The 23,305-nt window shown below is 64.9% G+C and carries 20 protein-coding genes and 1 pseudogene; 14 read left to right on the top strand and 7 right to left on the bottom strand.

Annotated elements, in window-relative coordinates; genetic code table 11:
• The first annotated feature begins 23 nt into the window (after positions 1-23).
• From murD to lpxC, 10 genes and pseudogenes are all read left to right on the top strand, one after another.
• Positions 24-1,529, top strand: a complete 1,506-nt coding sequence (gene murD / locus AWB66_RS22260; protein ID WP_087632339.1) for a UDP-N-acetylmuramoyl-L-alanine--D-glutamate ligase — start codon at positions 24-26, stop codon at positions 1,527-1,529.
• Positions 1,526-2,827 (top strand): putative lipid II flippase FtsW, encoded by a 1,302-nt coding sequence (gene ftsW / locus AWB66_RS22255; protein WP_087632338.1) that lies wholly within the window; start codon positions 1,526-1,528, stop codon positions 2,825-2,827. The genes murD and ftsW overlap by 4 nt, the downstream gene beginning before the upstream one ends.
• Entirely contained in the window at positions 2,824-3,990 is a 1,167-nt protein-coding gene (gene murG, locus AWB66_RS22250) for an undecaprenyldiphospho-muramoylpentapeptide beta-N-acetylglucosaminyltransferase (protein ID WP_087632337.1), read from the top strand. Before ftsW ends, murG begins: the two co-directional genes overlap by 4 nt.
• A complete protein-coding gene (gene murC, locus AWB66_RS22245) occupies positions 3,987-5,387 on the top strand; it encodes a UDP-N-acetylmuramate--L-alanine ligase (RefSeq protein WP_087632336.1) in 1,401 nt (466 codons plus the stop codon). Before murG ends, murC begins: the two co-directional genes overlap by 4 nt.
• A 20-nt stretch (positions 5,388-5,407) precedes the next feature.
• Positions 5,408-6,349: a D-alanine--D-alanine ligase gene (locus AWB66_RS22240; RefSeq protein WP_087632354.1), complete on the top strand. Its 942-nt coding sequence runs from the start codon at positions 5,408-5,410 to the stop codon at positions 6,347-6,349.
• A gap of 9 nt (positions 6,350-6,358) precedes the next feature.
• Positions 6,359-7,111 carry a cell division protein FtsQ/DivIB gene (locus tag AWB66_RS22235; protein WP_087632335.1) on the top strand — a complete coding sequence of 251 codons (753 nt, stop codon included), beginning with the start codon at positions 6,359-6,361 and terminating at the stop codon, positions 7,109-7,111.
• Between the two features lie 27 nt (positions 7,112-7,138).
• A complete protein-coding gene (gene ftsA / locus AWB66_RS22230) occupies positions 7,139-8,371 on the top strand; it encodes a cell division protein FtsA (RefSeq protein ID WP_062632502.1) in 1,233 nt (410 codons plus the stop codon).
• Between the two features lie 146 nt (positions 8,372-8,517).
• The gene (gene ftsZ, locus AWB66_RS22225) at positions 8,518-9,714 is read left to right on the top strand and encodes a cell division protein FtsZ (RefSeq protein ID WP_087632334.1); all 1,197 of its coding nucleotides are present in this window, start codon (positions 8,518-8,520) and stop codon (positions 9,712-9,714) included.
• A 266-nt stretch (positions 9,715-9,980) separates the two neighbouring features.
• Positions 9,981-10,484 (top strand): annotated as a pseudogene (locus tag AWB66_RS22220) (redoxin family protein).
• A gap of 277 nt (positions 10,485-10,761) precedes the next feature.
• Entirely contained in the window at positions 10,762-11,679 is a 918-nt protein-coding gene (lpxC, locus tag AWB66_RS22215) for a UDP-3-O-acyl-N-acetylglucosamine deacetylase (RefSeq protein WP_087632333.1), read from the top strand.
• Positions 11,680-11,741: 62 nt separating this feature from the next.
• On the opposite strand, the gene AWB66_RS22210 is transcribed toward lpxC, so the two are convergent.
• Positions 11,742-12,230: a DciA family protein gene (locus tag AWB66_RS22210; protein ID WP_087632332.1), complete on the bottom strand. Its 489-nt coding sequence runs from the start codon at positions 12,228-12,230 to the stop codon at positions 11,742-11,744.
• Between the two features lie 263 nt (positions 12,231-12,493).
• Here AWB66_RS22210 and secA point away from each other — a divergent pair, with 263 nt between their 5' ends.
• The 4 genes from secA (at position 12,494) to AWB66_RS22190 (ending at position 18,019) form a co-directional block, all read left to right on the top strand.
• Entirely contained in the window at positions 12,494-15,295 is a 2,802-nt protein-coding gene (gene secA, locus AWB66_RS22205) for a preprotein translocase subunit SecA (RefSeq protein WP_087632331.1), read from the top strand.
• A gap of 181 nt (positions 15,296-15,476) precedes the next feature.
• On the top strand, positions 15,477-16,718 hold the full coding sequence (gene argJ, locus AWB66_RS22200; protein ID WP_087632330.1) for a bifunctional glutamate N-acetyltransferase/amino-acid acetyltransferase ArgJ: 1,242 nt from the start codon (positions 15,477-15,479) through the stop codon (positions 16,716-16,718).
• Positions 16,719-16,742: 24 nt separating this feature from the next.
• Positions 16,743-17,606, top strand: a complete 864-nt coding sequence (locus AWB66_RS22195) for an ATP-binding protein (RefSeq protein WP_087632329.1) — start codon at positions 16,743-16,745, stop codon at positions 17,604-17,606.
• Positions 17,567-18,019, top strand: a complete 453-nt coding sequence (locus tag AWB66_RS22190; protein WP_268811158.1) for an NUDIX domain-containing protein — start codon at positions 17,567-17,569, stop codon at positions 18,017-18,019. The genes AWB66_RS22195 and AWB66_RS22190 overlap by 40 nt, the downstream gene beginning before the upstream one ends.
• Positions 18,020-18,050: 31 nt before the next feature.
• Here AWB66_RS22190 and AWB66_RS22185 read toward each other — a convergent pair whose 3' ends face one another.
• The 6 genes from AWB66_RS22185 to AWB66_RS22160 form a co-directional block, all read right to left on the bottom strand.
• Entirely contained in the window at positions 18,051-18,242 is a 192-nt protein-coding gene (locus tag AWB66_RS22185) for a DNA gyrase inhibitor YacG (RefSeq protein ID WP_062632511.1), read from the bottom strand.
• Between the two features lie 69 nt (positions 18,243-18,311).
• The gene (gene zapD, locus AWB66_RS22180; protein WP_087632327.1) at positions 18,312-19,067 is read right to left on the bottom strand and encodes a cell division protein ZapD; all 756 of its coding nucleotides are present in this window, start codon (positions 19,065-19,067) and stop codon (positions 18,312-18,314) included.
• 185 nt (positions 19,068-19,252) lie between these two features.
• A complete protein-coding gene (gene coaE / locus AWB66_RS22175; protein ID WP_087632326.1) occupies positions 19,253-19,858 on the bottom strand; it encodes a dephospho-CoA kinase in 606 nt (201 codons plus the stop codon).
• Between the two features lie 28 nt (positions 19,859-19,886).
• Positions 19,887-20,798: a prepilin peptidase gene (locus AWB66_RS22170; RefSeq protein WP_087632325.1), complete on the bottom strand. Its 912-nt coding sequence runs from the start codon at positions 20,796-20,798 to the stop codon at positions 19,887-19,889.
• Positions 20,799-20,837: 39 nt separating this feature from the next.
• Positions 20,838-22,034: a type II secretion system F family protein gene (locus AWB66_RS22165; protein ID WP_087632324.1), complete on the bottom strand. Its 1,197-nt coding sequence runs from the start codon at positions 22,032-22,034 to the stop codon at positions 20,838-20,840.
• Positions 22,034-23,233 carry a GspE/PulE family protein gene (locus AWB66_RS22160; protein ID WP_087632323.1) on the bottom strand — a complete coding sequence of 400 codons (1,200 nt, stop codon included), beginning with the start codon at positions 23,231-23,233 and terminating at the stop codon, positions 22,034-22,036. Before AWB66_RS22160 ends, AWB66_RS22165 begins: the two co-directional genes overlap by 1 nt.
• Positions 23,234-23,305 lie beyond the last annotated feature (72 nt).

Genomic DNA, 23,305 nt, shown 5'->3' with positions numbered 1-23,305 from the left:
GTTGTCAGAGAAAGGTTAAAGCGATGTTTGGCGAGAAGTTTCTCGATCGGCAAAGTCCGATGGTGCTCGTGCTGGGGCTCGGTGAATCCGGCCTCGCGATGGCGCGTTGGTGCGCCAGGCACGGTTGCCGCCTGCGGATCGCCGATACGCGCGAGGCGCCGGCCAATCTGTCGCAACTCGAAGCGCTCAAGATCGACGCGGAGTTCGCCGGCGGCGCGTTCACGCCCGCGCTGCTCGACGGCGGAATCGACATCGTCGCGATCAGTCCGGGCTTGTCGCCGCTCGCCGAAGACCTGAAGCCGCTGATCGAGGCCGCGAACGAACGCGGCATCCCGGTCTGGGGCGAACTCGAACTGTTCGCGCAGGCGCTGCGCGCGCTCTATGTGAACGGCTACGCGCCGAAGGTGCTCGCGATCACCGGCACGAACGGCAAGACCACGACGACCGCGCTCACCGGCCTATTGTGCGAACGCGCGGGCAAGTCGGTGGCGGTCGCGGGCAACATCAGCCCGGCCATGCTCGACAAACTGATCGACGCCATCGACCACACCGCGCTGCCCGACGTCTGGGTGCTCGAACTGTCGAGCTTCCAGCTGGAGACGGCGCACTCGTTCGCGCCGGACGCCGCCGCGGTGCTGAACATCACGCAGGATCATCTCGACTGGCACGGCGGGCTCGATGCCTACGCCGCCGCGAAGGGCCGCATCTTCGGTGCGAAGACCGTGCGCGTGCTGAACCGCGACGACGCCCGCACGATGGCGCTCGCTCAAGGGTCGTCGAGCGTGGTGACGTTCGGCCTCGACGAGCCGATCCGTCTGGGCGACTACGGCCTTCTGCGCGATAACGGCATCGCGTGGCTCGCGCAAGCCCACGACCGCGACGCAGCCGACGAACCCGCGCCGACGCGCCGTCGCAAGCAGGAAGCCGCCGCGCCCAATCTGTATTCGAAGCGCCTGATGCCCGCCGACGCGCTGCGCATCCGTGGTCTGCACAACGCGGCGAATGCGCTGGCGGCGCTCGCGCTCGCCCGCGCGATCGACCTGCCGCTCGCGGCGCTCCTGCACGGCTTGCGCGAATACCGCGGCGAGCCGCATCGCGTGGAAGTGATCGCGCAGATCGAAAGCATCGATTACGTCGACGACAGCAAGGGCACGAATGTCGGCGCGACGGTCGCCGCGCTCGACGGACTCGCGCAACGCGTCGTGCTGATCGCCGGCGGCGACGGCAAGGGCCAGGACTTTTCGCCGCTCGTGGCACCCGTCGCGCGCTGGTGCCGCGCGGTGATGCTGATCGGCCGCGATGCGCCGCGCATCCGCGAAGTGCTCGCCGAGACCGGCATCGAACTGCAGGATCACGCGACGCTCGAAGCCGCGACGCAGGCCGCGTCGCAACTGGCGCAGGCCGGCGACGCCGTGTTGCTCTCGCCCGCGTGCGCGAGCCTCGACATGTTCAGGAACTACGCACATCGCGCGGACGTGTTTCGCCGCGAGGTCGAAGAAATCGCCGCCGTGCGGGGAGTGATGCTATGAGCTGGTCCGAACGCTTTGGATCGAAACTCACGGGCCAACGCAGCGCGGTCGCGAACGACAGCGCCGCGCTCGGCGGTCGCACGAGTCGCACGGCCGAGCGGGCGGTGGAGCGCCTGGGCGGCATTTCGAGCGCGGTGAACGGCGTGCGTCCGATCCGCTCGCGCATGCTCGACTACGATCATTCGCTGCTGTGGGTGACGATCGCGCTGCTCGGACTCGGCATCGTGATGGTGTATTCGGCGTCCATCGCCATGCCGGATTCGCCGAAGTACGCGCAATACCGCGACTATCACTTCCTCGTGCGCCACCTGATTTCGGTGACGACGGCGCTCGTCGGCGCGATCATCGCGTTCAAGATTCCGGTGTCGGCGTGGGACAAGTACGCGCCGAAGCTCTTCCTGATCGCGCTCATGATGCTGATCGTCGTGCTGATCCCGCACCTCGGCAAGGGCGTGAACGGCGCGCGCCGCTGGATTCCGCTCGGCATCACGAACATGCAGCCGTCGGAAATCATGAAGCTCGCGGTGACCATCTACGCCGCCAACTACACGGTGCGAAAGCAGGAGTTCATGCAGAGCTTCGGCCGCGGCTTTTTGCCGATGGCGGTGGCGGTCGGCGCGGTCGGCGCGCTGTTGCTGCTCGAACCCGACATGGGCGCGTTCATGGTGATCGCCGCGATCGCGATGGGCGTGCTGTTTCTCGGCGGCGTGAACGGCAAGCTGTTCGGCGGCCTCGTGCTCACCGCCGTGGGCACGTTCACGATGCTCGTGTGGTTGTCGCCGTGGCGTCGCGAGCGGATCTTCGCGTATCTCGATCCGTGGGACGACCGCTACGCGCAGGGCAAGGCGTATCAGTTGACGCACTCGCTGATCGCGTTCGGTCGCGGCGAATGGTTCGGCGTCGGACTCGGCGGCAGTGTCGAGAAACTCAATTACCTGCCCGAAGCGCATACCGACTTCATCCTCGCGGTGATCGGCGAGGAGCTCGGGTTCGTCGGCGTGATCGTCGTGATTCTGCTGTTCTACTGGATCGTGCGTCGCGCGTTCGAGATCGGCCGTCAGGCGCTCGCGCTCGACCGCACGTTCGCGGGACTGATGGCGAAGGGCGTCGGCATCTGGTTCGGCGCGCAGACCTTCATCAACATGGGCGTGAACCTCGGCCTCCTGCCGACCAAAGGTCTCACGCTGCCGCTCGTGAGCTACGGCGGTTCGGGCATCTTGCTGAACTGCGTCGCACTCGCGGTGCTGATGCGCGTGGACTACGAGAATCGTGTGCTGATGCGCGGAGGGAAGGTATGACCGCATCGAGCGCACGCGGCTCGCGCACGCTGATGGTGATGGCGGGCGGCACCGGCGGACACGTGTTCCCGGGGCTCGCGGTCGCACACTGGATGCAGGCGCGCGGCTGGCGCGTGGTGTGGCTCGGCAACGCGGCGGGCATGGAAGCGACGCTCGTCCCGAAGCACGGCATTCCGATGGAATACGTGCGCTTCGGCGGCGTGCGCGGCAAGGGCATCAAGACGAAGCTGATGCTGCCGATGAACCTGCTGCGCGCGTGTTCGCAAAGCCTTGGCGCGCTGCGTCGCGTGAAGCCGGACGTCGTGCTCGGCATGGGCGGCTACATCACGTTTCCGGCGGGTCTCATGACGAAGCTCGGCGGCTATCCGCTCGTGCTGCATGAACAGAATTCGATCGCCGGGCTCGCGAACAAGGTCCTCGCGCATCTCGCGAAGCGCGTGCTGGTCGCGTTCCCGAACGCGTTGCCGAACGCCGAATGGACCGGCAATCCGATTCGTGCGGAACTTGCGCGCGCATTGCCACCCAAAGAACGCTACGCCGCTCGCACGGGGCGGCTGAACGTGCTCGTCGTCGGCGGCAGTCTCGGCGCGGCGGCGCTCAACGAAACGGTGCCGAAGGCGATGGCGCTCATCGACGCCGCATCGCGTCCGCGCATCGTGCATCAGGCGGGCGCGAAGCACATCGAGGCGCTGGAGGCGAACTACGCGGCAGCCGGCCTGCAACGCGGCGACGACCTGCAACTCGTGCCGTTCATCGAGGACATGGCGAGCGCCTACGCGGCCGCCGATCTCGTGATCTGCCGTTCGGGCGCGATGACCGTGTCGGAGATCGCGGCGGTCGGCGTGGCGGCGCTTTTCGTGCCGTTCCCGTTCGCCGTCGACGACCACCAGACGACCAACGCCGCGTTCCTCGAAAAGAACGGCGCGGCGCAATTGATACAGCAGCGCGACCTGTCGGCGGAAAAACTTGCCGGCTGGTTGCGCGGCCAGACACGCGAGTCGCTAGCGGAAATGGCGATGCACTCGTACGAATTCGCCAAGCCCCACGCCACCGAGCGCGTCGCCCGCGTGTGCGCCGACGTGGCCGGCCTGGGGCTCGGCGAGGACGAAGGCGAACGCGAGCCCGAACGCGAAAGCGCGCAAGCGCTGAAGGATTCGAAATGAAACACATCGTCAAACATATTCACTTCGTCGGGATCGGCGGCGCGGGCATGAGCGGCATCGCCGAAGTGCTGCTCAATCTCGGCTATCAGGTAAGCGGCTCGGACCTGTCGAAGAACGCCGTCACCGAACGGTTGATGAAGCTCGGCGCGCGCGTCGCGATCGGGCATCACGCCGAGAACATCGAAGGGGCGAATGCCGTGGTCGTGTCGACCGCCGTGCGCTCCGATAACCCCGAAGTGCTCGCCGCGCGCCATCGTCGCATTCCGATCGTGCCGCGCGCCGTGATGCTCGCCGAACTCATGCGTCTGAAGCAGGGCATCGCGATCGCGGGCACGCACGGCAAGACCACGACCACGTCGCTCGTCGCGAGCGTGCTCGCCGCGGGCGGGCTCGATCCGACTTTCGTGATCGGCGGCCGCCTCATCAGCGCGGGCGCGAACGCGCGGCTCGGCACGGGCGACTTCATCGTCGCGGAAGCGGACGAGTCGGACGCGTCGTTCCTGAATCTTTTCCCGGTGATCGAAGTCATCACGAACATCGACGCCGATCACATGGACACCTACGGCCACGACTTCGCGCGGCTCAAGCAGGCGTTCATCGAGTTCACGCACCGGCTGCCGTTCTACGGTATCGCGGTGCTGTGCGTCGACGATCCGAACGTGCGCGAGATCCTGCCGTTCGTGTCGAAGCCGATCATTCGCTACGGCCTCGGCGCCGAGGCGCAGGTGCGCGCGGTGAACGTCGAAGCGCGCGACGGCCGCATGCACTTCACGACGCTGCGCGAAGACGCGCCGCCGCTCGACATCGTGCTGAACCTGCCGGGCACGCACAACGTGCAGAACGCCTTGGCCGCCATCGCGATTGCGACTGAACTTGAAGTCGCCGATGCCGATATCCAGAGGGCGCTTGCCGAATTCAACGGCGTGGGCCGGCGCTTTCAGCGTTACGGCGAAGTGAAGGTGAACGACGGCGCGTACACGCTGATCGACGACTACGGTCATCACCCGGTCGAAATGGCCGCGACGATCGCGGCGGCGCGCGGCGCGTTTCCGGATCGCCGGCTCGTGCTGGCGTTCCAGCCGCATCGCTTCACGCGCACGCGCGACTGCTTCGAAGACTTCGTGAAGGTGCTTTCCACAGTCGATGCGCTCGTGTTGACCGAAGTCTATTCGGCGGGCGAAGCACCGATCGTCGCCGCCGACGGCCGTGCGCTCGCGCGGGCGATCCGCGTCGCGGGCAAGGTCGAGCCGGTGTTTGTCGAGACGGTCGATGAAATGCCGGACGCGCTCGCGACCGTCGCGAAGAACGGCGACGTGGTGATCACGATGGGCGCCGGTTCGATCGGCGGCGTGTGCGGGCGCATCACGCAAGACCAGCCATCGCAAGAACAGAAATGAACGACGTAACAGGCAAAACCGTGAACGAGATCGATCCGAAAGCATTCGGCAAAGTGGCAGTGCTCCTCGGCGGCAATTCGGCCGAGCGCGAGGTATCGCTCAATTCCGGGCGCCTCGTGCTGCAAGGACTGCGCGATGCGGGCATCGACGCCCATCCGTTCGATCCGGCCGAGCGTCCGCTGTCGGAACTGAAGGACGAAGGCTTCGTGCGCGCGTTCATCGCGCTGCATGGCGGCTACGGCGAGAACGGGCAGTTGCAGGGCGCGCTCGATTTCTACGGCATCCGCTACACGGGCAGCGGCGTGCTCGGCTCGGCGCTCGGCATGGACAAGCTGCGCACCAAGCTCGTGTGGCAGCAGACCGGCGTGCCGACGCCGCCGTTCGAAACCGTCCTGCGCGGCGACGACTTCGACGCGCGTGCGCACGAGATCGTCGCGAAGCTCGGCCTGCCGCTCTTCGTGAAGCCGGCGAGCGAAGGATCGAGCGTCGCGGTCATCAAGGTGAAGAGCGCAGAGACGCTGGTGCCGGCGCTCGTCGAAGCGGCGAAGTTCGACAAGATCGTGATCGTCGAGAAGAGCATCGAAGGCGGCGGCGAGTTCACGTGCTGCATCGCGGGCGATCTGGATTTGCCGGTCATCAAGATTGTGCCGGCCGGCGAGTTCTACGACTACCACGCGAAGTACATCGCCAACGACACGCAGTACCTGATCCCGTGCGGCCTCACGCCCGCCGAAGAAACGCGCATGAAGCAGCTGACGCAGCGTGCCTTCGACATGCTCGGCTGCACCGACTGGGGCCGCGCCGATTTCATGCTCGATTCGGACGGCAATCCGTATTTCCTGGAAGTGAACACGGCGCCCGGCATGACGGATCACTCGCTGCCGCCAAAGGCCGCGCGCGCGGTCGGCATCAGCTACCAGGATCTGGTCGTGAAAGTTTTATCGCTGACGCTCAAGGACTGATTCGACGCCATGTGGAACAACGCCCGCCAACTGAACCTCGCTGCCAACGCGCTGCACGTCGTGCTCGTGTTCGTGCTGCTCGGCGCGGCCGGTTACTGGGCGATCCAGCGTCCGGAGTTCCGGTTGCACGAGATCCAGATCGACGGCGACACGCAGCACATCAATTCGCCGACGGTGCGCGCAGGCGTCGTGGGGCGGCTGAAGGGCAACTTCTTCACCGTCGACCTCGACATCGCGCGCACCGCGTTCGAACAGATGCCGTGGGTGCGTCATGCAAGCGTGCGCCGCGTATGGCCGAACGCGCTCGCCGTGACGCTCGAGGAATACAAGCCGCTCGGGACGTGGGGCAGCGACCAGCTCGTGAGCGTGGACGGCGAACTCTTCACCGCGAACCAGGGCGAACTCGACGACGACCTGCCCGCGTTCGACGGTCCGGAAGGCACGGCGAAGGAAGTGGTCGCGCGGTATCGCGATTTCGCGAAGTGGTTCGCGCCGCTCGACGCGCATCCGGACGAAGTGATCCTGTCGCCGCGTTTCGCGTGGACGGTGAAGCTCTCGAACGGCACGCAGATCGAACTCGGACGCGAGCGCAATCAGGACACTTTGTTCGACCGCAGCCGCCGGTTCGTGGCGGCGTGGTCGTCGGTGACGGGGCGGTGGGGAAATGACATCGAGTACGCGGATTTGCGCTATCCGAACGGCTTTGCCATACGGGCCGCCGGCATGCGCTTCATCAACGACACCGACAAGGCCAAGAAGTAAGCAGACTTAACAGGCAATGAGCACGCTATGAGCAAAGACTACAAAGACCTGCTGGTCGCCCTCGACATCGGGACGTCGAAGGTGGTGGCGATCGTCGCCGAATTGAAGGGCGAGGGCCACTACGAGGTGATCGGACTCGGTCAGAACGACTCGAAGGGCTTGAAGAAGGGCGTCGTGGTCAACATCGAGGCCACGGTGCAGTCGATCCAGCGCGCGCTCGAAGAAGCGGAACTGATGGCCGACTGCAAGATCACCAACGTATTCACGGGGATCGCGGGCAGCCATATCCGCAGCTTCAATTCGAGCGGCATGGTCGCGATCAAGGACAAGGAAGTCACGCAGACGGACGTCGCGCGCGTGATCGAAACGGCCAAGGCCATCAACATCCCGACCGATCAGCAGGTGCTGCATATCCTGACGCAGGAATTCATCATCGACGGCCAGGAAGACGTGCGCGAGCCGATCGGCATGAGCGGCATCCGCCTCGAAGTGAAGGTGCATATCGTGACGGGCGCGGTGAGCGCGGCGCAGAACATCGTGAAGTGCGTGCGCCGCTGCGGGCTCGAAGTGAACGACCTGATCCTGCAGCCGCTCGCGTCGTCGCTCGCGGTGCTGACGGAAGACGAAAAGGAACTGGGCGTGGTGCTCGTCGACATCGGCGGCGGCACGACCGACATCGCGATCTTCAGCGAAGGCGCGATCCGCCACACGGCCGTGATCCCGATCGCGGGCGACCAGATCACGAGCGACGTCGCGATGGCGCTGCGCACGCCGACGCCCGACGCCGAGGACATCAAGGTGACCTACGGCATCGCGAAGCAGGCGCTCGCCGATCCGGACGAGATGATCGAAGTGCCGGGCTTGGGCGAGCGCGGTCCGCGCACGCTGTCGCGCCAGGCGCTAGCGGCGGTGGTCGAGCCGCGCGTCGAAGAACTGTTCTCGCTCGTGCAGCAGGTCGTGCGCGAGTCGGGCTACGAGGAACTGCTGTCGAGCGGCGTCGTGCTGACCGGCGGCGCGTCGATGATGCCCGGCATGGTCGAGCTGGGCGAAGACATTTTCCTGAAGCCGGTGCGCATCGGCGTGCCGGAATATGCGGGCGGACTCGCGGATGTCGTGCGCAATCCGCGCTATTCGACGGCGATGGGTCTGCTCGTCGAAGGACGCTCGCAACGCATGCGCGGCCGCAAGGTCGCGGTGCAGTCGGGATCGATGGGACAGGTATTCACGAGGATGAAGGACTGGTTCCTCGGCAATTTCTGACACAGGTTTGACGAGAGTTACAACAAGAGCTTTTCAAAAAGCTCGCTGCAAAAGAAAATTCGCGCCGGTGCCGGCGGCTGGCGCGCGACAAGCGGTTGCCCGATCGTTTGTCGAATAACGCCGCTTTTCATCTTGACGGAGGCAACATGGATTTCGAAATGCTGGAAACGGAAACCAACGGAACGATCATCAAGGTCGTCGGTGTGGGTGGCGCTGGCGGCAATGCCGTGCAGCACATGATCAACCGCGGCGTGCAGGGCGTCGACTTCATCGTGATGAACACGGACGCGCAGGCGCTCGCCCGTTCGCGCGCGAGCACGGTGATCCAGCTCGGCAACACGGGCCTCGGAGCCGGCGCGAAGCCCGACATGGGCAAGGCCGCGGCCGAAGACGCACGCGAGCGCATCGCCGACGCACTGCGCGGCGCGCACATGGTGTTCATCACCGCCGGCATGGGCGGCGGTACGGGCACGGGCGCGGCGCCGGTGGTCGCGCAGATCGCGAAGGAAATGGGCATTCTGACGGTCGGTGTCGTCAGCAAGCCGTTCGAGTTCGAAGGCGGCCGCCGCATGCGCGTGGCCGAAGCAGGTTCGCAGCAACTGGAAGATCACGTCGATTCGCTGATCGTCGTGCTGAACGACAAGCTGTTTGAAGTCATGGGCGACGACGCCGAAATGGACAAGTGCTTCCAGTGCGCCGACGACGTCCTGAACAACGCAGTGGCCGGTATCGCGGAAATCATCAACGTCGACGGTCTCGTGAACGTCGACTTCGAGGACGTGAAGACGGTCATGGGCGAGCAGGGCAAGGCGATGATGGGCACGGCGACGGTTGCCGGCGTCGATCGCGCGCGTCTCGCGGCCGAGCAGGCGGTGGCAAGTCCGCTCCTGGAAGGCGTCGATCTGTCGGGTGCGCGTGGCGTGCTGGTGAACATCACGTCGAGCCGTTCGCTGCGTCTGTCGGAAACGCGCGAAGTGATGAACACGATCAAGAGCTACGCTGCCGACGACGCAACCGTGATCTTCGGCGCGGTGTACGACGACGCGATGGGCGATGCGCTGCGCGTGACGGTGGTGGCAACGGGTCTCGGCCGTGCGGCGAAGAACAAGCAGGCCGCTCCGATGACGCTCCTGCGCACCGGCACCGACAACCAGCCGATCGCACACGCGGCGCAGCACACGTACGCACCGCAGCAGTCGCACGCGACCGATTACGGCGCGCTCGACACGCCGGCTGTGTGGCGTTCGTCGCGTGAAACGGCGGCTTCGCATGTGCAGGCGCTGCAGGAAAAGGGCGTCGATACCTACGACATCCCGGCGTTCCTGCGCAAGCAAGCCGACTAAGACCGGCGCACGCTTCTTGCGGAGCAGGTGCGGTGCATGGCACCCGCGAAGCGGAATGCAAAAGCGTGACCGGTCGGGCTGCTGGGGCGACTGTCCAAGGCCGCGTCTTTCGCTGGGACGCCAGGCCGTGGTCAGCCGACCTCCACGGATTCGTGCGAAGTTTGCGCGGTTTTCAATGACAAAATCCGAAGCCGATCGCGTCGCGCCGTGCGACATAAGCTGTATCGCCAGGACTGCAATCAGCACTGACGAGCAAAGGACCGAGCATGATCAAAGTGGGTGACACGTTGCCGGATGCACGCCTCTTCGAGTTCGTCGAAGTGGCGGGCGAGGGCTGTGCCGTGGGACCGAACGGGTTCCCGGTGCGCGAGCGGACGGCGGGAAAACGCGTGGTGGTCTTCGGATTGCCGGGCGCCTTCACGCCGACGTGTTCCGCGAAACACGTACCTGGTTATGTTGATGCGGCACAGCGCCTGAACGACGCTGGCATCGACGAGATCTGGTGCGTTTCCGTCAACGACGCGTTCGTCATGAACGCGTGGGGACGCGATCTTTAAACCTCGGGCAAGGTGAAGATGATCGCCGACGGAGCCGCGCGTTTTACCCAGGCACTCGGTCTGGAGCAGGATTTGTCCGAGCGCGGCATGGGGATTCGTTCCCAGCGCTACGCGATGGTGGTCGACAACGGCGTGGTCAAGACGCTCAATGTCGAAGCACCCGGCAAGTTCGAAGTCAGCGACGCCGAAAGCATCCTGGCGACGTTGCGCTGATTCTCGCGGCGTTTTCAGGCGTTGCGTTGCAGTGACGCAACGAGCGAAGACGCCGCGAAATCGGCAGCGACTTGGGGCCGATGACCGGAAATGCCTCCATTCCGGCCATCGGCCCGTTCCGCTTCCTCATCCGCGCAATTTCTCGCGTAACACAGGGAAACAGATTGATACTTCCCGTTTGGGACGGCGCGCAGCGGATGGAGTATAATTCGTGCTATTGAATCGATATTCACGATTAATTCTCTTTATAGGGAATTTAAATCGAAGCGGAAAAATCATGTTGAAGCAGCGAACAATCAAAACTGTCGTCAAGACCGTGGGTATCGGATTGCATTCCGGGCGCAAGGTCCAATTGACGCTCAAGCCCGCCCCGGCGGGTACGGGCATCGTGTTTTCGCGTGTCGACCTCGCGACGCCGGTTGATATTCCTGCGAACGCCATGGCTATCGGCGACACGCGGCTCGCATCCGTGCTGCAGAAGGATGGCGCGCGCGTCTCCACGATCGAGCATCTGATGTCGGCGTGCGCCGGTTTGGGCATCGACAATTTGTATGTGGACGTAACGGCTGAAGAAATCCCGATCATGGACGGCAGCGCCGCTTCGTTCGTGTTTCTGATTCAATCGGCGGGAATCGAAGAGCAAAATGCTCCGAAGAAATTCATCAAGGTAACGAAACCCGTCGAAATTCGTGAGGGCGACAAATTCGCGCGCCTCGAACCTTATTTTGGTTTCAAGCTGAGCTTTACCATCGATTTCCGCCATCCGGCCGTCGATAAAACCGGCCAGGCGCTGGAAGTCGATTTTGCGAATACATCGTATGTCCGCGAAATCGCGCGCGCGCGCACGTTCGGATTCGCGCATGAAGTCGAGATGATGCGCGAGCTGGGCTTGGCGCGCGGCGGCAGCATGGACAACGCCATCGTGCTCGACGAATACCGCATCCTGAACAACGACGGCCTGCGCTACGACGACGAATTCGTGAAGCACAAGATGCTCGACGCAATCGGCGACCTGTACGTGGTCGGTCATCCGCTGCTCGCGTCGTACACGGCGTACAAGGGCGGTCACGCGCTGAACAACATGCTGCTGCGCGAACTGCTGGCGCATGAAGACGCGTATGAAATCGTCACGTTCGACGACACGCAAAAGGCGCCACGCGGCTTCGGCTTCGATACGCAGACGGCGTTTGCCTGAATCCATCAAGCTCGAACGATGCAATGAGCGGCAGCGAAAGCGCCGCTCATTTTTTTTGCGCTTTATTTGCGCGCTTTCGCCTGATGGCGCGCCGCCATCTTGGCGAGCGCCTCGCGCAGCGGCGACGGTTCGAGCGTATCGGCGAGTTCCTTCAGCGCGTCGGCGCCGGCCGGCGACATGCGCGCCTGCTTGGGCGGCGCCGCTTCCTTCATCGCCTGCGGACGCACGCGAATCCGCAGCGAATTCACAGCCCAGCCGCGCTGCTGCAAATCGGCGAGCAGACGCGGCTCGATATGCCGCAGCCGTGCCGCGAGCGCATTGTGTCCCGCAAAAAGCGACAGTACGCCGTCCTTGATGAATCCCGGTTCGACGCTGGACGCCAGGTAATCGGGCAGGAGCGCCGACAGATCGCGCTGCATCGCCGCCATCTGGTCGACACCGGCACGCAGCGCGCGCAATGCATCGGCGCGGCCGAGCAGTTCGGAAATCGACTGAGGTTTGCGCGGATTGAATCGCTGCGGCGGCCTTGAATTCGTCGGAAAACGGCTCATTTTTAATCAATAGGCGCGAGGGCGATGCGCCGATTGTACCCGCGCGAGACCACGCCGATGCGCTCGGCCGTCCGAAGCTTTCAGGCGTCTGACTGTCGTGGCGCGGCGACGCGGGCGGCCCGACGCGGACACAGGCCGCGCCGGGCCCGCGTGCTAAAATCCCCCGATTAAATTTCACCCATGGACTTAAGCCGCCGAGGTTCTCCGAACGCGGGCGCATGCACCGTGCACCTGTCCGACACCGCGACGCAGACACTGATCCGATGACCACCGGTTTCCTTCAAAAGATTTTTGGCAGTCGCAACCAGCGGCTGGTCAAGCAATATCAAAAGACCGTTGCGGCGATCAATGCGCTCGAGCCGACGATCGAAAAGTACACGGACCAGCAACTGCGCGCGAAGACCGACGAATTCCGTCAGCGCGTCGCGAGCGGCGAGTCGCTCGACGTTCTGCTGCCCGAAGCGTTCGCCGTCTGCCGCGAGGCGAGCAAGCGCGTGCTGCACATGCGTCACTTCGACGTCCAGCTGGTCGGCGGCATGGTCCTGCATTACGGCAAGATCGCGGAAATGCGCACGGGCGAGGGCAAGACGCTCGTCGCCACGCTGGCTGCGTACCTGAACGCGCTGTCGGGCCGCGGCGTACACGTCGTGACGGTGAACGATTACCTCGCGCAGCGCGACGCCGAATGGATGGGGCGGCTCTACAACTTCCTCGGGTTGTCGTGGGGCATCAACCTGTCGCAGATGGAACACGATCTGAAGCAGGAAGCCTACGCCGCCGATATCACCTACGGCACGAACAACGAGTTCGGCTTCGACTATCTGCGCGACAACATGGTCTACGAGACCGACGCGCGCGTGCAGCGGCCGCTCAATTTCGCGATCGTCGACGAAGTGGACTCGATCCTGATCGACGAAGCGCGTACGCCGCTCATCATCTCCGGGCAGGCCGAAGATCACACCGATCTCTACGTGCGCATGAACGCGCTGCCGCCGCTGCTCGAACAGCAGATCGGCGAAGAGAAGGCGGACGGCACCGGCGTCGAGAAGCCGGGCGACTACACGCTCGACGAAAAAGCGCGTCAGGTTTTCCTCACCGAGGAAGGCCACGAAAAGGCGGAACGGCTGCTCGCCGAGTGGGGTCTGATCGGCGAGGGCGAGAGCCTGTATGCCGCGCAGAACATCACGCTGATGCACCACGTCTACGCCGCGTTGCGCGCGCATACGCTCTTCCATCGCGATCAGCATTACGTGGTGCAGGGCGGCGAAGTCGTGATCGTCGACGAATTCACGGGCCGCATGATGACCGGGCGCCGCTGGTCGGACGGCTTGCATCAGGCCGTCGAAGCGAAGGAACAGGTCAAGATTCAGAACGAGAACCAGACGCTCGCGTCGATCACGTTCCAGAACTACTTCCGCATGTATTCGAAGCTGTCCGGCATGACCGGCACGGCCGACACCGAAGCGTACGAATTCAACGAGATCTACGGCCTGGAAACGGTCGTGATCCCGACCAATCGGCCGCCGAAGCGGATCGACAAGCAGGACCAGATCTACAAGACCGCGCAGGAACGCTACGACGCGGTGATCCGCGACATCCACGATTGCGTCGAGCGCGGCCAGCCGACGCTCGTCGGCACGACGTCGATCGAGGCGTCGGAACTGCTCTCCACGCTGCTCACGCAGGCGGGCGTCAAGCATGAAGTGCTGAACGCGAAACAGCACGCGCGGGAAGCGGCGATCGTCGCCGAAGCGGGCCGTCCGGGCGTCGTCACCATCGCGACGAACATGGCCGGGCGAGGCACGGACATCGTGCTCGGCGGCAACGTCGAGAAACAGGCGTCGTTCATCGAAGCCGATCTCTCGATCCCCGAAGACGAAAAGCAGCCGCGCATCCAGAAGCTGCACGACGAATGGCAGGCGCTGCACGATCAGGTGAAGGCCGCTGGCGGCCTGCACATCATCGGCACGGAGCGTCACGAATCGCGCCGGATCGACAATCAATTGCGTGGCCGCGCGGGCCGTCAGGGCGATCCGGGATCGTCGCGCTTCTATCTGTCGCTCGACGATCCGCTTCTGCGCATCTTCGCCGGCGACCGCGTCCGCTCGATCATGGACCGCCTGAAGATGCCGGAAGGCGAGCCGATCGAGGCGGGCATCGTCACGCGTTCCATTGAAGGCGCGCAGCGCAAGGTCGAAGCGCGCAACTTCGATATCCGCAAGCAACTGCTCGAATACGACGATGTGTCGAACGATCAGCGCAAGGTGATCTACCAGCAGCGCAACGAGTTGCTCGAAGCCAATGACGTGCAGGAAACCATCGCCGCGATGCGCCAGAGCGTGATCGGCGACGTGGTGCGCACGTTCGTGCCGGCGGGCAGCATCGAAGAGCAATGGCAGGCGCCGGAGCTCGAAGAAGTGCTGCGCAACGACTGGTCGCTCGATCTCGCGATCCAGGAGATGATCAACGAGTCGAATTCGATCGACGCCGAAGAAATCCTGGAAGCCGTGCTCGCCGCCGCCGACGAAGCCTATGAAGCGAAGGTCGCGCTGGTGGGCCGCGAGTCGTTCAGCGCGTTCGAGCGCTCGATCATGCTGCAGACGCTCGACAGCCGCTGGCGCGAGCATCTCGCCGCGCTCGACCATTTGCGTCAGGGCATCCACCTGCGCGGTTACGCGCAGAAGAACCCGAAGCAGGAATACAAGCGCGAGGCGTTCGAACTCTTTGCCGCGATGCTCGATTCGGTGAAGGAGGAAGTGACGCGCGTCGTGATGAACGTGCAGATCCAGTCGCCGGAACAGCTCGAGGAAGCCGCCGAGCAGTACGAGGAAAAGGGCAGCCATCTCGAGAACGTCGCGTTCACGCACATGGATTTCGCGGAAGCCGCCGCGGCGCCCGCACCGGCCGATGCCACCGCGCAGATGGTCAATCAGGCGATGGCGTTCGGCGACGACACCACCGTCGCCACGCGCCCCGCCGACGACGTGCCGAAGGTCGGCCGCAACGATCCGTGCCCGTGCGGCAGCGGCAAGAAGTACAAGAACTGCCACGGCAAGCTGGTGTAATCGGCGAATCCGTTACGGTTGGAAACAAGCGACGCAGCGATGCGTCGTTTGTCTTTGCAGGTCCGGTTTTTCCTTGGCGCTGTTGCAGTCTGCGTGAGCGGCGCCCGTTCATTCATCCCGCGTTGGCGCATCGTGTGCAACGACACCCGCCGGCGCGCGCCACATTCAGCGAGTCGCGAACATGGCCGTCAATTTCCCCTCGATCGATCCCGCAGCGCTTCATCCCGTCGCCGGCGTCACGCTAGGCTGGGCCGAAGCCAATATTCGCAAGCCGAATCGCAAGGATCTGCTCGTCATCCAGCTCGAAGAGGGCGCGACCGTCGCGGGCGTGTTCACGCTGAACCGCTTCTGCGCGGCGCCGGTGACGGTGTGCCGCGAGCATCTCGACGCGGTTCGCCAAGGCGGCAAGGGTATTCGCGCGCTCGTCGTGAACACGGGCAACGCGAACGCGGGAACGGGCGAGCCGGGCATGGCCGCGACCCGCGCGACCTGCGACGAACTCGCGCGCCTGACGGGCTTCGATGCGCAGCAAATCCTGCCGTTTTCGACCGGCGTGATCCTGGAGCCGCTGCCGGTCGACCGGCTGAAGGCGGGCTTGCCCGCGGCGCTCGCGAACCAGCAGCTCGCGCACTGGTTCGACGCCGCGCAAACCATCATGACTACGGATACGCTGCCGAAGGCGTCGTCGCGCAAGGTGCAGATCGACGGCCACACGGTCACGCTGTCGGGCATCAGCAAGGGCGCGGGCATGATCAAGCCGAACATGGCGACGATGCTCGGCTTCCTCGCGTTCGATGCCGCCGTCGCGCAGCCGGTGCTCGATCAATTGGCGAAGCACGTCGCGGATCGCTCGTTCAACTGCATCACGATCGACGGCGATACCTCGACGAACGATTCGTTCATCCTGATCGCATCGGGCAAGTCGAGCCTGCCGGCGATCACGTCGACGGATTCGCCCGCTTACGCCGCTTTGCGTGACGCCGTGACGGCGGTCGCGCAGGAACTCGCGCAACTGATCGTGCGCGACGGCGAAGGCGCGACCAAATTCATGACGATCACGGTGGAAGGCGGCAAGAACGAAGCGGAGTGCCGTCAGATCGGCTATGCGATCGGCCATTCGCCGCTCGTGAAAACCGCGTTCTACGCATCCGATCCTAACCTCGGCCGCATTCTCGCGGCGATCGGTTATGCGGGCGTGACGGATCTCGACGTCGAACGCATCGACCTCTATCTGGACGACGTGCTTGTCGCGAAGGCGGGCGGGCGCAACCCGGAATATCGCGAGGAAGACGGCCAGCGCGTGATGAAGAAGAGCGAGATCGCGATCCGCGTGCTGCTCGGCCGCGGCGACGCGCGCGCGACCATCTGGACCTGCGATCTGTCTCACGACTACGTGAGCATCAACGCCGACTACCGCTCGTAAAGCTCGACAACACTCAGGCACGTCATGGACAAACTCGAACAATTTCTGACTCGCGCCGAAGCGGTTCTGGCGCGCATCGAAGGCATGCTGCCGCCGGCGGCGCCGCAGATCGACTGGGACGCGGCCGTCGCGTTTCGCTGGCGCAAGCGTCAGGGGCGCGGCTTTCTGCAACCCGTGCCGGCGATTTCCCTCATTTCGTTCGACGACCTGCAAAACATCGACCGGCAGAAGGCGCTGATCGAGCAGAACACGCGCCAGTTCGTCGCGAAGGCGCCCGCGAACAACGTGCTGCTGACGGGCGCGCGCGGCACCGGCAAGTCGTCGCTCATCAAGGCCTGCCTGAACGCGTATTCGAAGGACGGTCTGCGCCTGATCGAAGTCGACAAGGACGATCTGCACGACCTCGGCGACATCGTCGACCTGATCTCGGCGCGGCCCGAGCGCTTCATCGTGTTCTGCGACGATCTTTCGTTCGAGGAAGGCGAGTCGGGCTACAAGGCGCTGAAGGTGGCGCTCGACGGCTCGGTCGCTGCGCAGTCGGACAACGTGCTGATCTACGCGACGTCGAACCGGCGCCACTTGATGCCCGAGTACATGAGCGACAACGAGACGTACAAGCATACGTCCGATGGCGAGATCCACCCCGGCGAAGTGGTCGAGGAGAAGATTTCGCTCTCCGAGCGCTTCGGCCTATGGGTGAGCTTCTATCCGTTCAAGCAGGACGACTATCTTTCGATCGTCGGCCATTGGCTCAAGCATTTCGGCTGCGATCAGGGCGAAATCGAGAGCGCGCGCGGCGATGCGCTCGTGTGGGCGCTGGAGCGCGGTTCGCGGTCGGGACGCGTCGCATGGCAGTTCGCACGCGACTGGTCGGGGCGCAAGGCATGACGGAGTTCGCCGCGAACGGACGCAAGGTGACCGAGGTGGCGGTCGGCGTGATGGTGCAGGCGGACGGCCAGTATCTCCTCGCGCAACGCCCGGAGGGCAAGCCCTATGAGGGCTACTGGGAGTTTCCGGGCGGCAAGATCGAGGCGGGTGAGAGCGTCGAGAAGGCGCTCGGACGCGAACTGCACGAGGAACTGGGTATCGACGTCACCGCGTGCGAACGCTGGCGCACGCTTGAACACGACTATCCGCACGCGTACGTGCGGCTCCATTTCTGCAAGGTGACACAGTGGTCCGGCGCGCCTGTCGGCCGCGAAGGTCAGGCGCTCGCCTGGCAGCACTTGCCCGTGGAGGTCGCGCCGCTGCTTCCCGCCGCCATCCCGGTGCTGGAATGGCTCGCCGCGGAAGCGAACTAGACGCGCCTTAAGACGCGCCTTAGGACGCGCTTCAGTTCAGGCCGCCGTGCGAATCGTCATCGGGCGGCGTTTCCTGCGAGTTGCCGCCGATGCGATATTTCCCGGTGGCCCAGGCGCCGAGATCGATCTGCTTGCAGCGCTCGGAGCAAAACGGGCGAAAGCGGTTTTCCGGAACCCAGCGGACTTCCTTGGCGCAGGTCGGACATTTGACGACGGTGGTCATACGGATCGAACGTTATCGAAAATACCAAGCTTAAACCATGAGGCCGTCCGGCCGCATTTCAATGCCGGATCAAAGACTGCACAGCGTGAGGTGGAAAGGCACATCGACATCGACAGGGCGCGGCCGCAGATCGCCATCCTGCACCGTGAAGCGTACCCACAGCATGTACTTGTTGGCGCTCGCCTCGGGGATCACCCGCACTTCCTGCGACACACGCACCTGCATGAGTTGATAGGTCCGCCCCGAGAGCATCTGCTGATAGCTGCCCTGCATCGCCATCACCTTTGACGCCTGCCCCGATTCGCGCGCGAGACGCAGCACGATAGTGGCTGCATCGCGTAGCGCGAGCATCGGCATGACCCACTTCGCGATGTCCTGGCGACGCTGCTCGACCGGCAATTGCTGCCACGCAAAGTACGACGGCAAGTCGAATTTGCAGGTGCCGCCGGGAATGATCGTGCGGCTGCGGATGCTCGCGAGCCATTCGTTGTCGATCAGGTGCTGACCGGTCTTGCCCTGCATCTGCGCGAGCCCGGCGAGCGTCTGTTCGATCTCTCCGAGCACGGCTTCGAGCGCGTCTTGTTCTATGCCGGGATTGCCGCGGAACGGCGCGAGCGTTTGACGCTGGCGTTCCAGTTCCTTCATCAGATCGGCTTTCAGATCGGTGCGGCCCGCGACTTCGGCGATTTCGAAGAGCGTCGTCAGCGCGACGTGATGCTCGCGGGGGTCTTCCTGGGTCAAGAAGAAGGTGAAGCGCTCGAACAGGTCTTCGAGGCGCAGCAGCGTTCGAATTCGCTCGTTGAAGGGATACTCGTAAAGGATCAAGCGCGCTCGCCTCGGCGTAAGTCGGTGCTACGTGGGACGGAAAGTCAGGACATTCTAATGCCGCAACCCCACCCTAGCAAATCGACGCACAATGAGCTTGTCGGGACGCATTTTCGTCGCTGATCGCAACAGTTTCCAATCGTTAAGTGTGAACTTTGAGGTCGTGCGAATGCTCGAGTCGCGGCTCACTCATTCGCCAGCAACAGATAGCGCGCATGCAATGCATCGACATCGCGCTTGAGCGTGTCGAGCGTCGCATTCGCATCGTTGACGACGATGTCGTCGGCCACTGCGAGGCGTGCTTCGCGAGTGGCTTGGCGCGCGATGATGGCGAGCACCTGTTCGCGCGAAAAGCCATTGCGCCGCATCACGCGTTCGATCTGCGTCTCGACCGGGCAGTCGACCACCAGAATGCGATTGGCACGCGACGACCAGTTCCCCGATTCCACGAGGAGCGGCACGGCCACGATGTGATACGCGCCACGCGCCAGGCCTCGTTGACGTTCGGTTTCCGCACGGATCAGCGGATGCGTGATGGCTTCGAGCCGCGCTTTGGCCGCGTCGTCGGCGAACACGCGCTCGCGCATCTTCGCGCGATCGAGCGAGCCATCCTGCGCGACGAACTCGCGCCCGAACTCACTTTCGATCAGCGGCATCGCCACGCCGCCCGGTGCCGTGATGCCGTGCGCGATGAGATCGGTGTCGATCACGGTTACGCCGTGCGCCGCGAAAAGGTCGGCGACGGTCGTCTTGCCGCTGCCGATACCGCCCGTCAAGCCGATGCTGAACATCCCTGGCTCCTCGTATTCATCCGTAAATTCAACCGAACAGCGCGTAGAGCGGCGTGCCGAAGAAGAGTGTCAGTGCGCCGCCGATCGCGAGGAACGGCCCGAACGGCAGCGGTTCTTCAAAGCGCATGCGTTTGCGCCACGTCGCGATCAGTCCGACGAGCGCGCCTGCGATCGCCGAGACCATCAGGATCTGCGGCAGCGCCATCCAGCCGAGCCATGCGCCGAGCGCGGCGAGCAGCTTGAAGTCGCCGTAACCCATGCCTTCGACGCCGCGCACCAGCCGGAAGATCCAGTAGACGCACCACAGGAACAGATAACCCGCGATCGCGCCAATGACCGCATCGCGCAACGAGGCAAAGCCGCCGTCGCCGAGATTGACGATCAGGCCCGCCCACAGGAGCGGCAGCGTGAGCGAGTCGGGCAGGTATTTCGTGTCGAAGTCGATGAGACTCATTGCGAGCAGTGTTGCGCACAGACCGAAGGCGGCGAGCGCGAGCCAGTCCGGGCCGAACGCGTAGAGCGAAACGGCCGCGAGGAGCGCCGTGGCCAGTTCGGTCAGCGGATAGCGCGGGCTGACGGATGCGCCGCACTTCGCGCATCGTCCGCGCAACAGCACGTAGCTCACGACGGGAATGTTCTCCCATGCACGCAGCGTGTGTCCGCAGTGCGGGCACCCGCTGCGCGGCACGGCGAGGTTGTAGCGGACGGGCTTTAACGCGTCTTCGGCCTCGGCATGCTTCGCATCCGCCGCTTCGAGCTCGGCTCGCCATGCGCGTTCCAGCATGATCGGCAGGCGGTGCACGACGACCGTCAGAAAGCTGCCGATCACGAGGCCGAACACTACGGCGAAGCCGTACTGCGCCGCGACGGGCAGCGCCGCAAAGGCGTGCAGGTAGGCGCCGGAATGATCCGCGAGATGGGGTTCGAACGAAGGCAGCATGGAGGGTGACGGAATGAATTCGGCAGCGATGCTACACCACTACACCACGTTACCGAGTTGAATGATGGGAAGATACATCGCGATGACGAGTCCGCCCACGGGCGCGCCGAGCACGACGATCACGACCGGCTCGCACAAACTCGCGAAGGTGCCGATCCTGTCGTCGACCTGCCGGTCGCCCAGGGTGGCGAGATCCATCAGCATCGAGTCGAGCGAGCCGGATTCCTCGGCGACCGCGACGGGCTGCACGACTTCGGGCGGGAAGCAGCCCTGCGCGCGCATGGCCGCCGCGAGCCGTTCGCCGCGATGCAGGCGCGCCGCGATGTCGACGGTCGCGTGGTCGAAGATGCGGTTGCCGGTGGCGTTCGCGAGCGAACCGAACGCATCGGAGAGCGGTGTGCCCGCCGCGAGCAGCGTGCCGAGCGCGCGGCTCCAACGCGCCACGGCGAGCGAGCGCAGCAACGGGCCGACGAGCGGCAGCCTCAGCAACGCGCGATCGACGGCGTCGCGGGCCGGTGGCGAGCGCCTGAGCACGCGCGCGCACGCCGCGCCTGCAACGAAGCCCGCGATCGCGAACGGCACGCTCCAGCGCGCGACACCATCCGACAACGCCAGCACGAAGCGCGTCGGTGCGGGCAGCGCGGCGCCGAAGCCGTCGAAGATCGTCTTGAAGGTCGGCACGACGCCGACCAGCAAGCCCGCCGTGATCGAGAGCGACAGCAGCAGCACCATGACCGGATAGGTCAGCGCGCCCTTGAGCTTCGCGCGCTGCGCGGCGGCGCGCTCGCGGTCGTCGGCGAGGCGCGCGAGCACCGTCGGCAAGGCGCCGGCCAGTTCGCCGACCGATACGAGCTGGCAGTAGAGCGGCCCGAAACACGCCGGATGACGCGCGAGCGCATCGGAGAACGGCACGCCCTGCGTGATGTCGCGCGCGACGCTTCGCACGATGCGCGGCAAACCGCCGCGCATCGGCGTTTGCGCGATCAGTTCGAGCGAAGGCGCGAGCGGCAGCCCGGCGCGCAGCAGGCCCGCCAGCTGGCGCGTGAAGAGCGTCACGTCGGCGCCGCTCGCCTTCGGCGGCGGCGCGTCGCCGAGTGCGTCGAGTTCCAGCACCGTCCAGCCTTCGCGCCTCAACGCGGCGCGCGCCGATGCAGCGTCGGCCCCGATCGTCCTGCCGCGTTTCCTCGCGCCGTTTGCATCGACGCCGCGCCATGCAAAACGAAGATCGCCGCCCATTACGCGATCTCCGTGGCTTCGAGCGCCTCGGCGACGCTCGTCACGCCTTCGCGCACGCGCTGGAAGGCCGCGTCGCGCAACGCCGGCATGCCTTCGGACTGCGCCTGGCGCGTGACCGCGTGCGTGGCGGCGCGCGCGACGATCAGTTCGCGCAGCGCGTCGGTGACGGGCATCAACTGGTGCACGCCCACGCGTCCCCGATAGCCGATCCCGTGGCACTTCGCGCAGCCGCGCGGCTCGAAGGGGCGGATGCCGTCGTCGAGCGGGAGTTCGGAAGGCACGCGACACGCCTCGCAGAGCTTTCGCACGAGCCGCTGCGCCGTGACGAGCCGTAGCGCCGACGCGAGGTTGTACGGCGCCACGCCGATGTCGATCAGCCGCGCGATGGCGGCGGGCGCATCGTTCGTGTGAAGCGTCGAGAGCACGAGATGGCCGGTCTGGGCCGCCTTCACGGCGACATCGGCGGTTTCGGCGTCGCGGATCTCGCCGACCATGATCACATCGGGGTCCTGGCGCATGAACGCGCGCAACGCGACGGCGAACGTGAGCCCGGCCTTGTCGCGCACGCTCACCTGATTGATGCCGCTCAACTGGATTTCGGCCGGGTCTTCGACCGAACAGACGTTGCGCGCCTCGGCGTTGAGCATCTGCAGGAAGCAGTAGAGTGAAAGCGTCTTGCCGCTGCCGGTCGGGCCGGTGACGAGGACGAGCCCGTGCGGCGCGTGAATCGCGGATTCGACGGCTTTACTCTGTCGCGCATCGAGCCCGAGCGCGCCGAGCGAGAGGTCGGCGGGCAGCGCTTCGAGGCGTCGCAGCACGAGCTTTTCGCCGAAGAGCGTCGGCAGCGAGTTCACGCGATAGTCCTCGATCTGGCCGTTCGGGAGCGGAAGTCGCAGCCGGCCGTCCTGCGGCACGCGCCGCTCCGCGATGTCCATCCGCGCGAGCACCTTGATGCGCGTGACGACCGCATCGCGCAGATGCAGCGGCGGCTTGTGCAGGACGTGCAGCGCGCCGTCGATGCGCAGCCGGATGCGCCATTCGTGTTCCGCAGGCTCGACATGGATATCGGACGCGCCGCGCGCCGCCGCGATGCGCAGCGTCTCGGTCAGGAGCGCGACGGCCGGGGCGTCGTCGGCGGGAAGCGGGTCGGGCGGGCGCGGCGCGAGGCGCGTGAAAGTGTCGCGGGAAGGCGTTGGCATGCGTTGATCGGCGTGGGCCGTCCGGGTTCGGGATGGCCCATCATCGCGCCGCCACGCACGCCTTCATACTCG

The sequence above is a fragment of the Caballeronia telluris genome (assembly GCF_001544495.1).
GTDB classification, from domain to species: Bacteria; Pseudomonadota; Gammaproteobacteria; order Burkholderiales; family Burkholderiaceae; genus Caballeronia; species Caballeronia telluris.
Note: the sequence above shows the minus strand (reverse complement) of the source record. Positions and strands in the feature narration are given on the sequence as shown.

Excerpts from the sequence above, each read along its gene's own strand:
- murD (WP_087632339.1), top strand. The coding sequence starts at position 24 with ATGTTTGGCGAGAAGTTTCTCGATCGGCAAAGTCCGATGGTGCTCGTG.
- ftsZ (WP_087632334.1), top strand. The coding sequence starts at position 8,518 with ATGGATTTCGAAATGCTGGAAACGGAAACCAACGGAACGATCATCAAG.
- ftsW (WP_087632338.1), top strand. The coding sequence starts at position 1,526 with ATGAGCTGGTCCGAACGCTTTGGATCGAAACTCACGGGCCAACGCAGC.
- AWB66_RS22195 (WP_087632329.1), top strand. The coding sequence starts at position 16,743 with ATGGACAAACTCGAACAATTTCTGACTCGCGCCGAAGCGGTTCTGGCG.
- lpxC (WP_087632333.1), top strand. The coding sequence starts at position 10,762 with ATGTTGAAGCAGCGAACAATCAAAACTGTCGTCAAGACCGTGGGTATC.
- AWB66_RS22210 (WP_087632332.1), bottom strand. The coding sequence starts at position 12,230 with ATGAGCCGTTTTCCGACGAATTCAAGGCCGCCGCAGCGATTCAATCCG.
- secA (WP_087632331.1), top strand. The coding sequence starts at position 12,494 with ATGACCACCGGTTTCCTTCAAAAGATTTTTGGCAGTCGCAACCAGCGG.
- AWB66_RS22190 (WP_268811158.1), top strand. The coding sequence starts at position 17,567 with ATGGCAGTTCGCACGCGACTGGTCGGGGCGCAAGGCATGACGGAGTTC.
- AWB66_RS22235 (WP_087632335.1), top strand. The coding sequence starts at position 6,359 with ATGTGGAACAACGCCCGCCAACTGAACCTCGCTGCCAACGCGCTGCAC.
- ftsA (WP_062632502.1), top strand. The coding sequence starts at position 7,139 with ATGAGCAAAGACTACAAAGACCTGCTGGTCGCCCTCGACATCGGGACG.
- AWB66_RS22170 (WP_087632325.1), bottom strand. The coding sequence starts at position 20,798 with ATGCTGCCTTCGTTCGAACCCCATCTCGCGGATCATTCCGGCGCCTAC.
- murC (WP_087632336.1), top strand. The coding sequence starts at position 3,987 with ATGAAACACATCGTCAAACATATTCACTTCGTCGGGATCGGCGGCGCG.
- AWB66_RS22185 (WP_062632511.1), bottom strand. The coding sequence starts at position 18,242 with ATGACCACCGTCGTCAAATGTCCGACCTGCGCCAAGGAAGTCCGCTGG.
- argJ (WP_087632330.1), top strand. The coding sequence starts at position 15,477 with ATGGCCGTCAATTTCCCCTCGATCGATCCCGCAGCGCTTCATCCCGTC.
- murG (WP_087632337.1), top strand. The coding sequence starts at position 2,824 with ATGACCGCATCGAGCGCACGCGGCTCGCGCACGCTGATGGTGATGGCG.
- AWB66_RS22160 (WP_087632323.1), bottom strand. The coding sequence starts at position 23,233 with ATGCCAACGCCTTCCCGCGACACTTTCACGCGCCTCGCGCCGCGCCCG.
- AWB66_RS22165 (WP_087632324.1), bottom strand. The coding sequence starts at position 22,034 with ATGGGCGGCGATCTTCGTTTTGCATGGCGCGGCGTCGATGCAAACGGC.
- coaE (WP_087632326.1), bottom strand. The coding sequence starts at position 19,858 with ATGTTCAGCATCGGCTTGACGGGCGGTATCGGCAGCGGCAAGACGACC.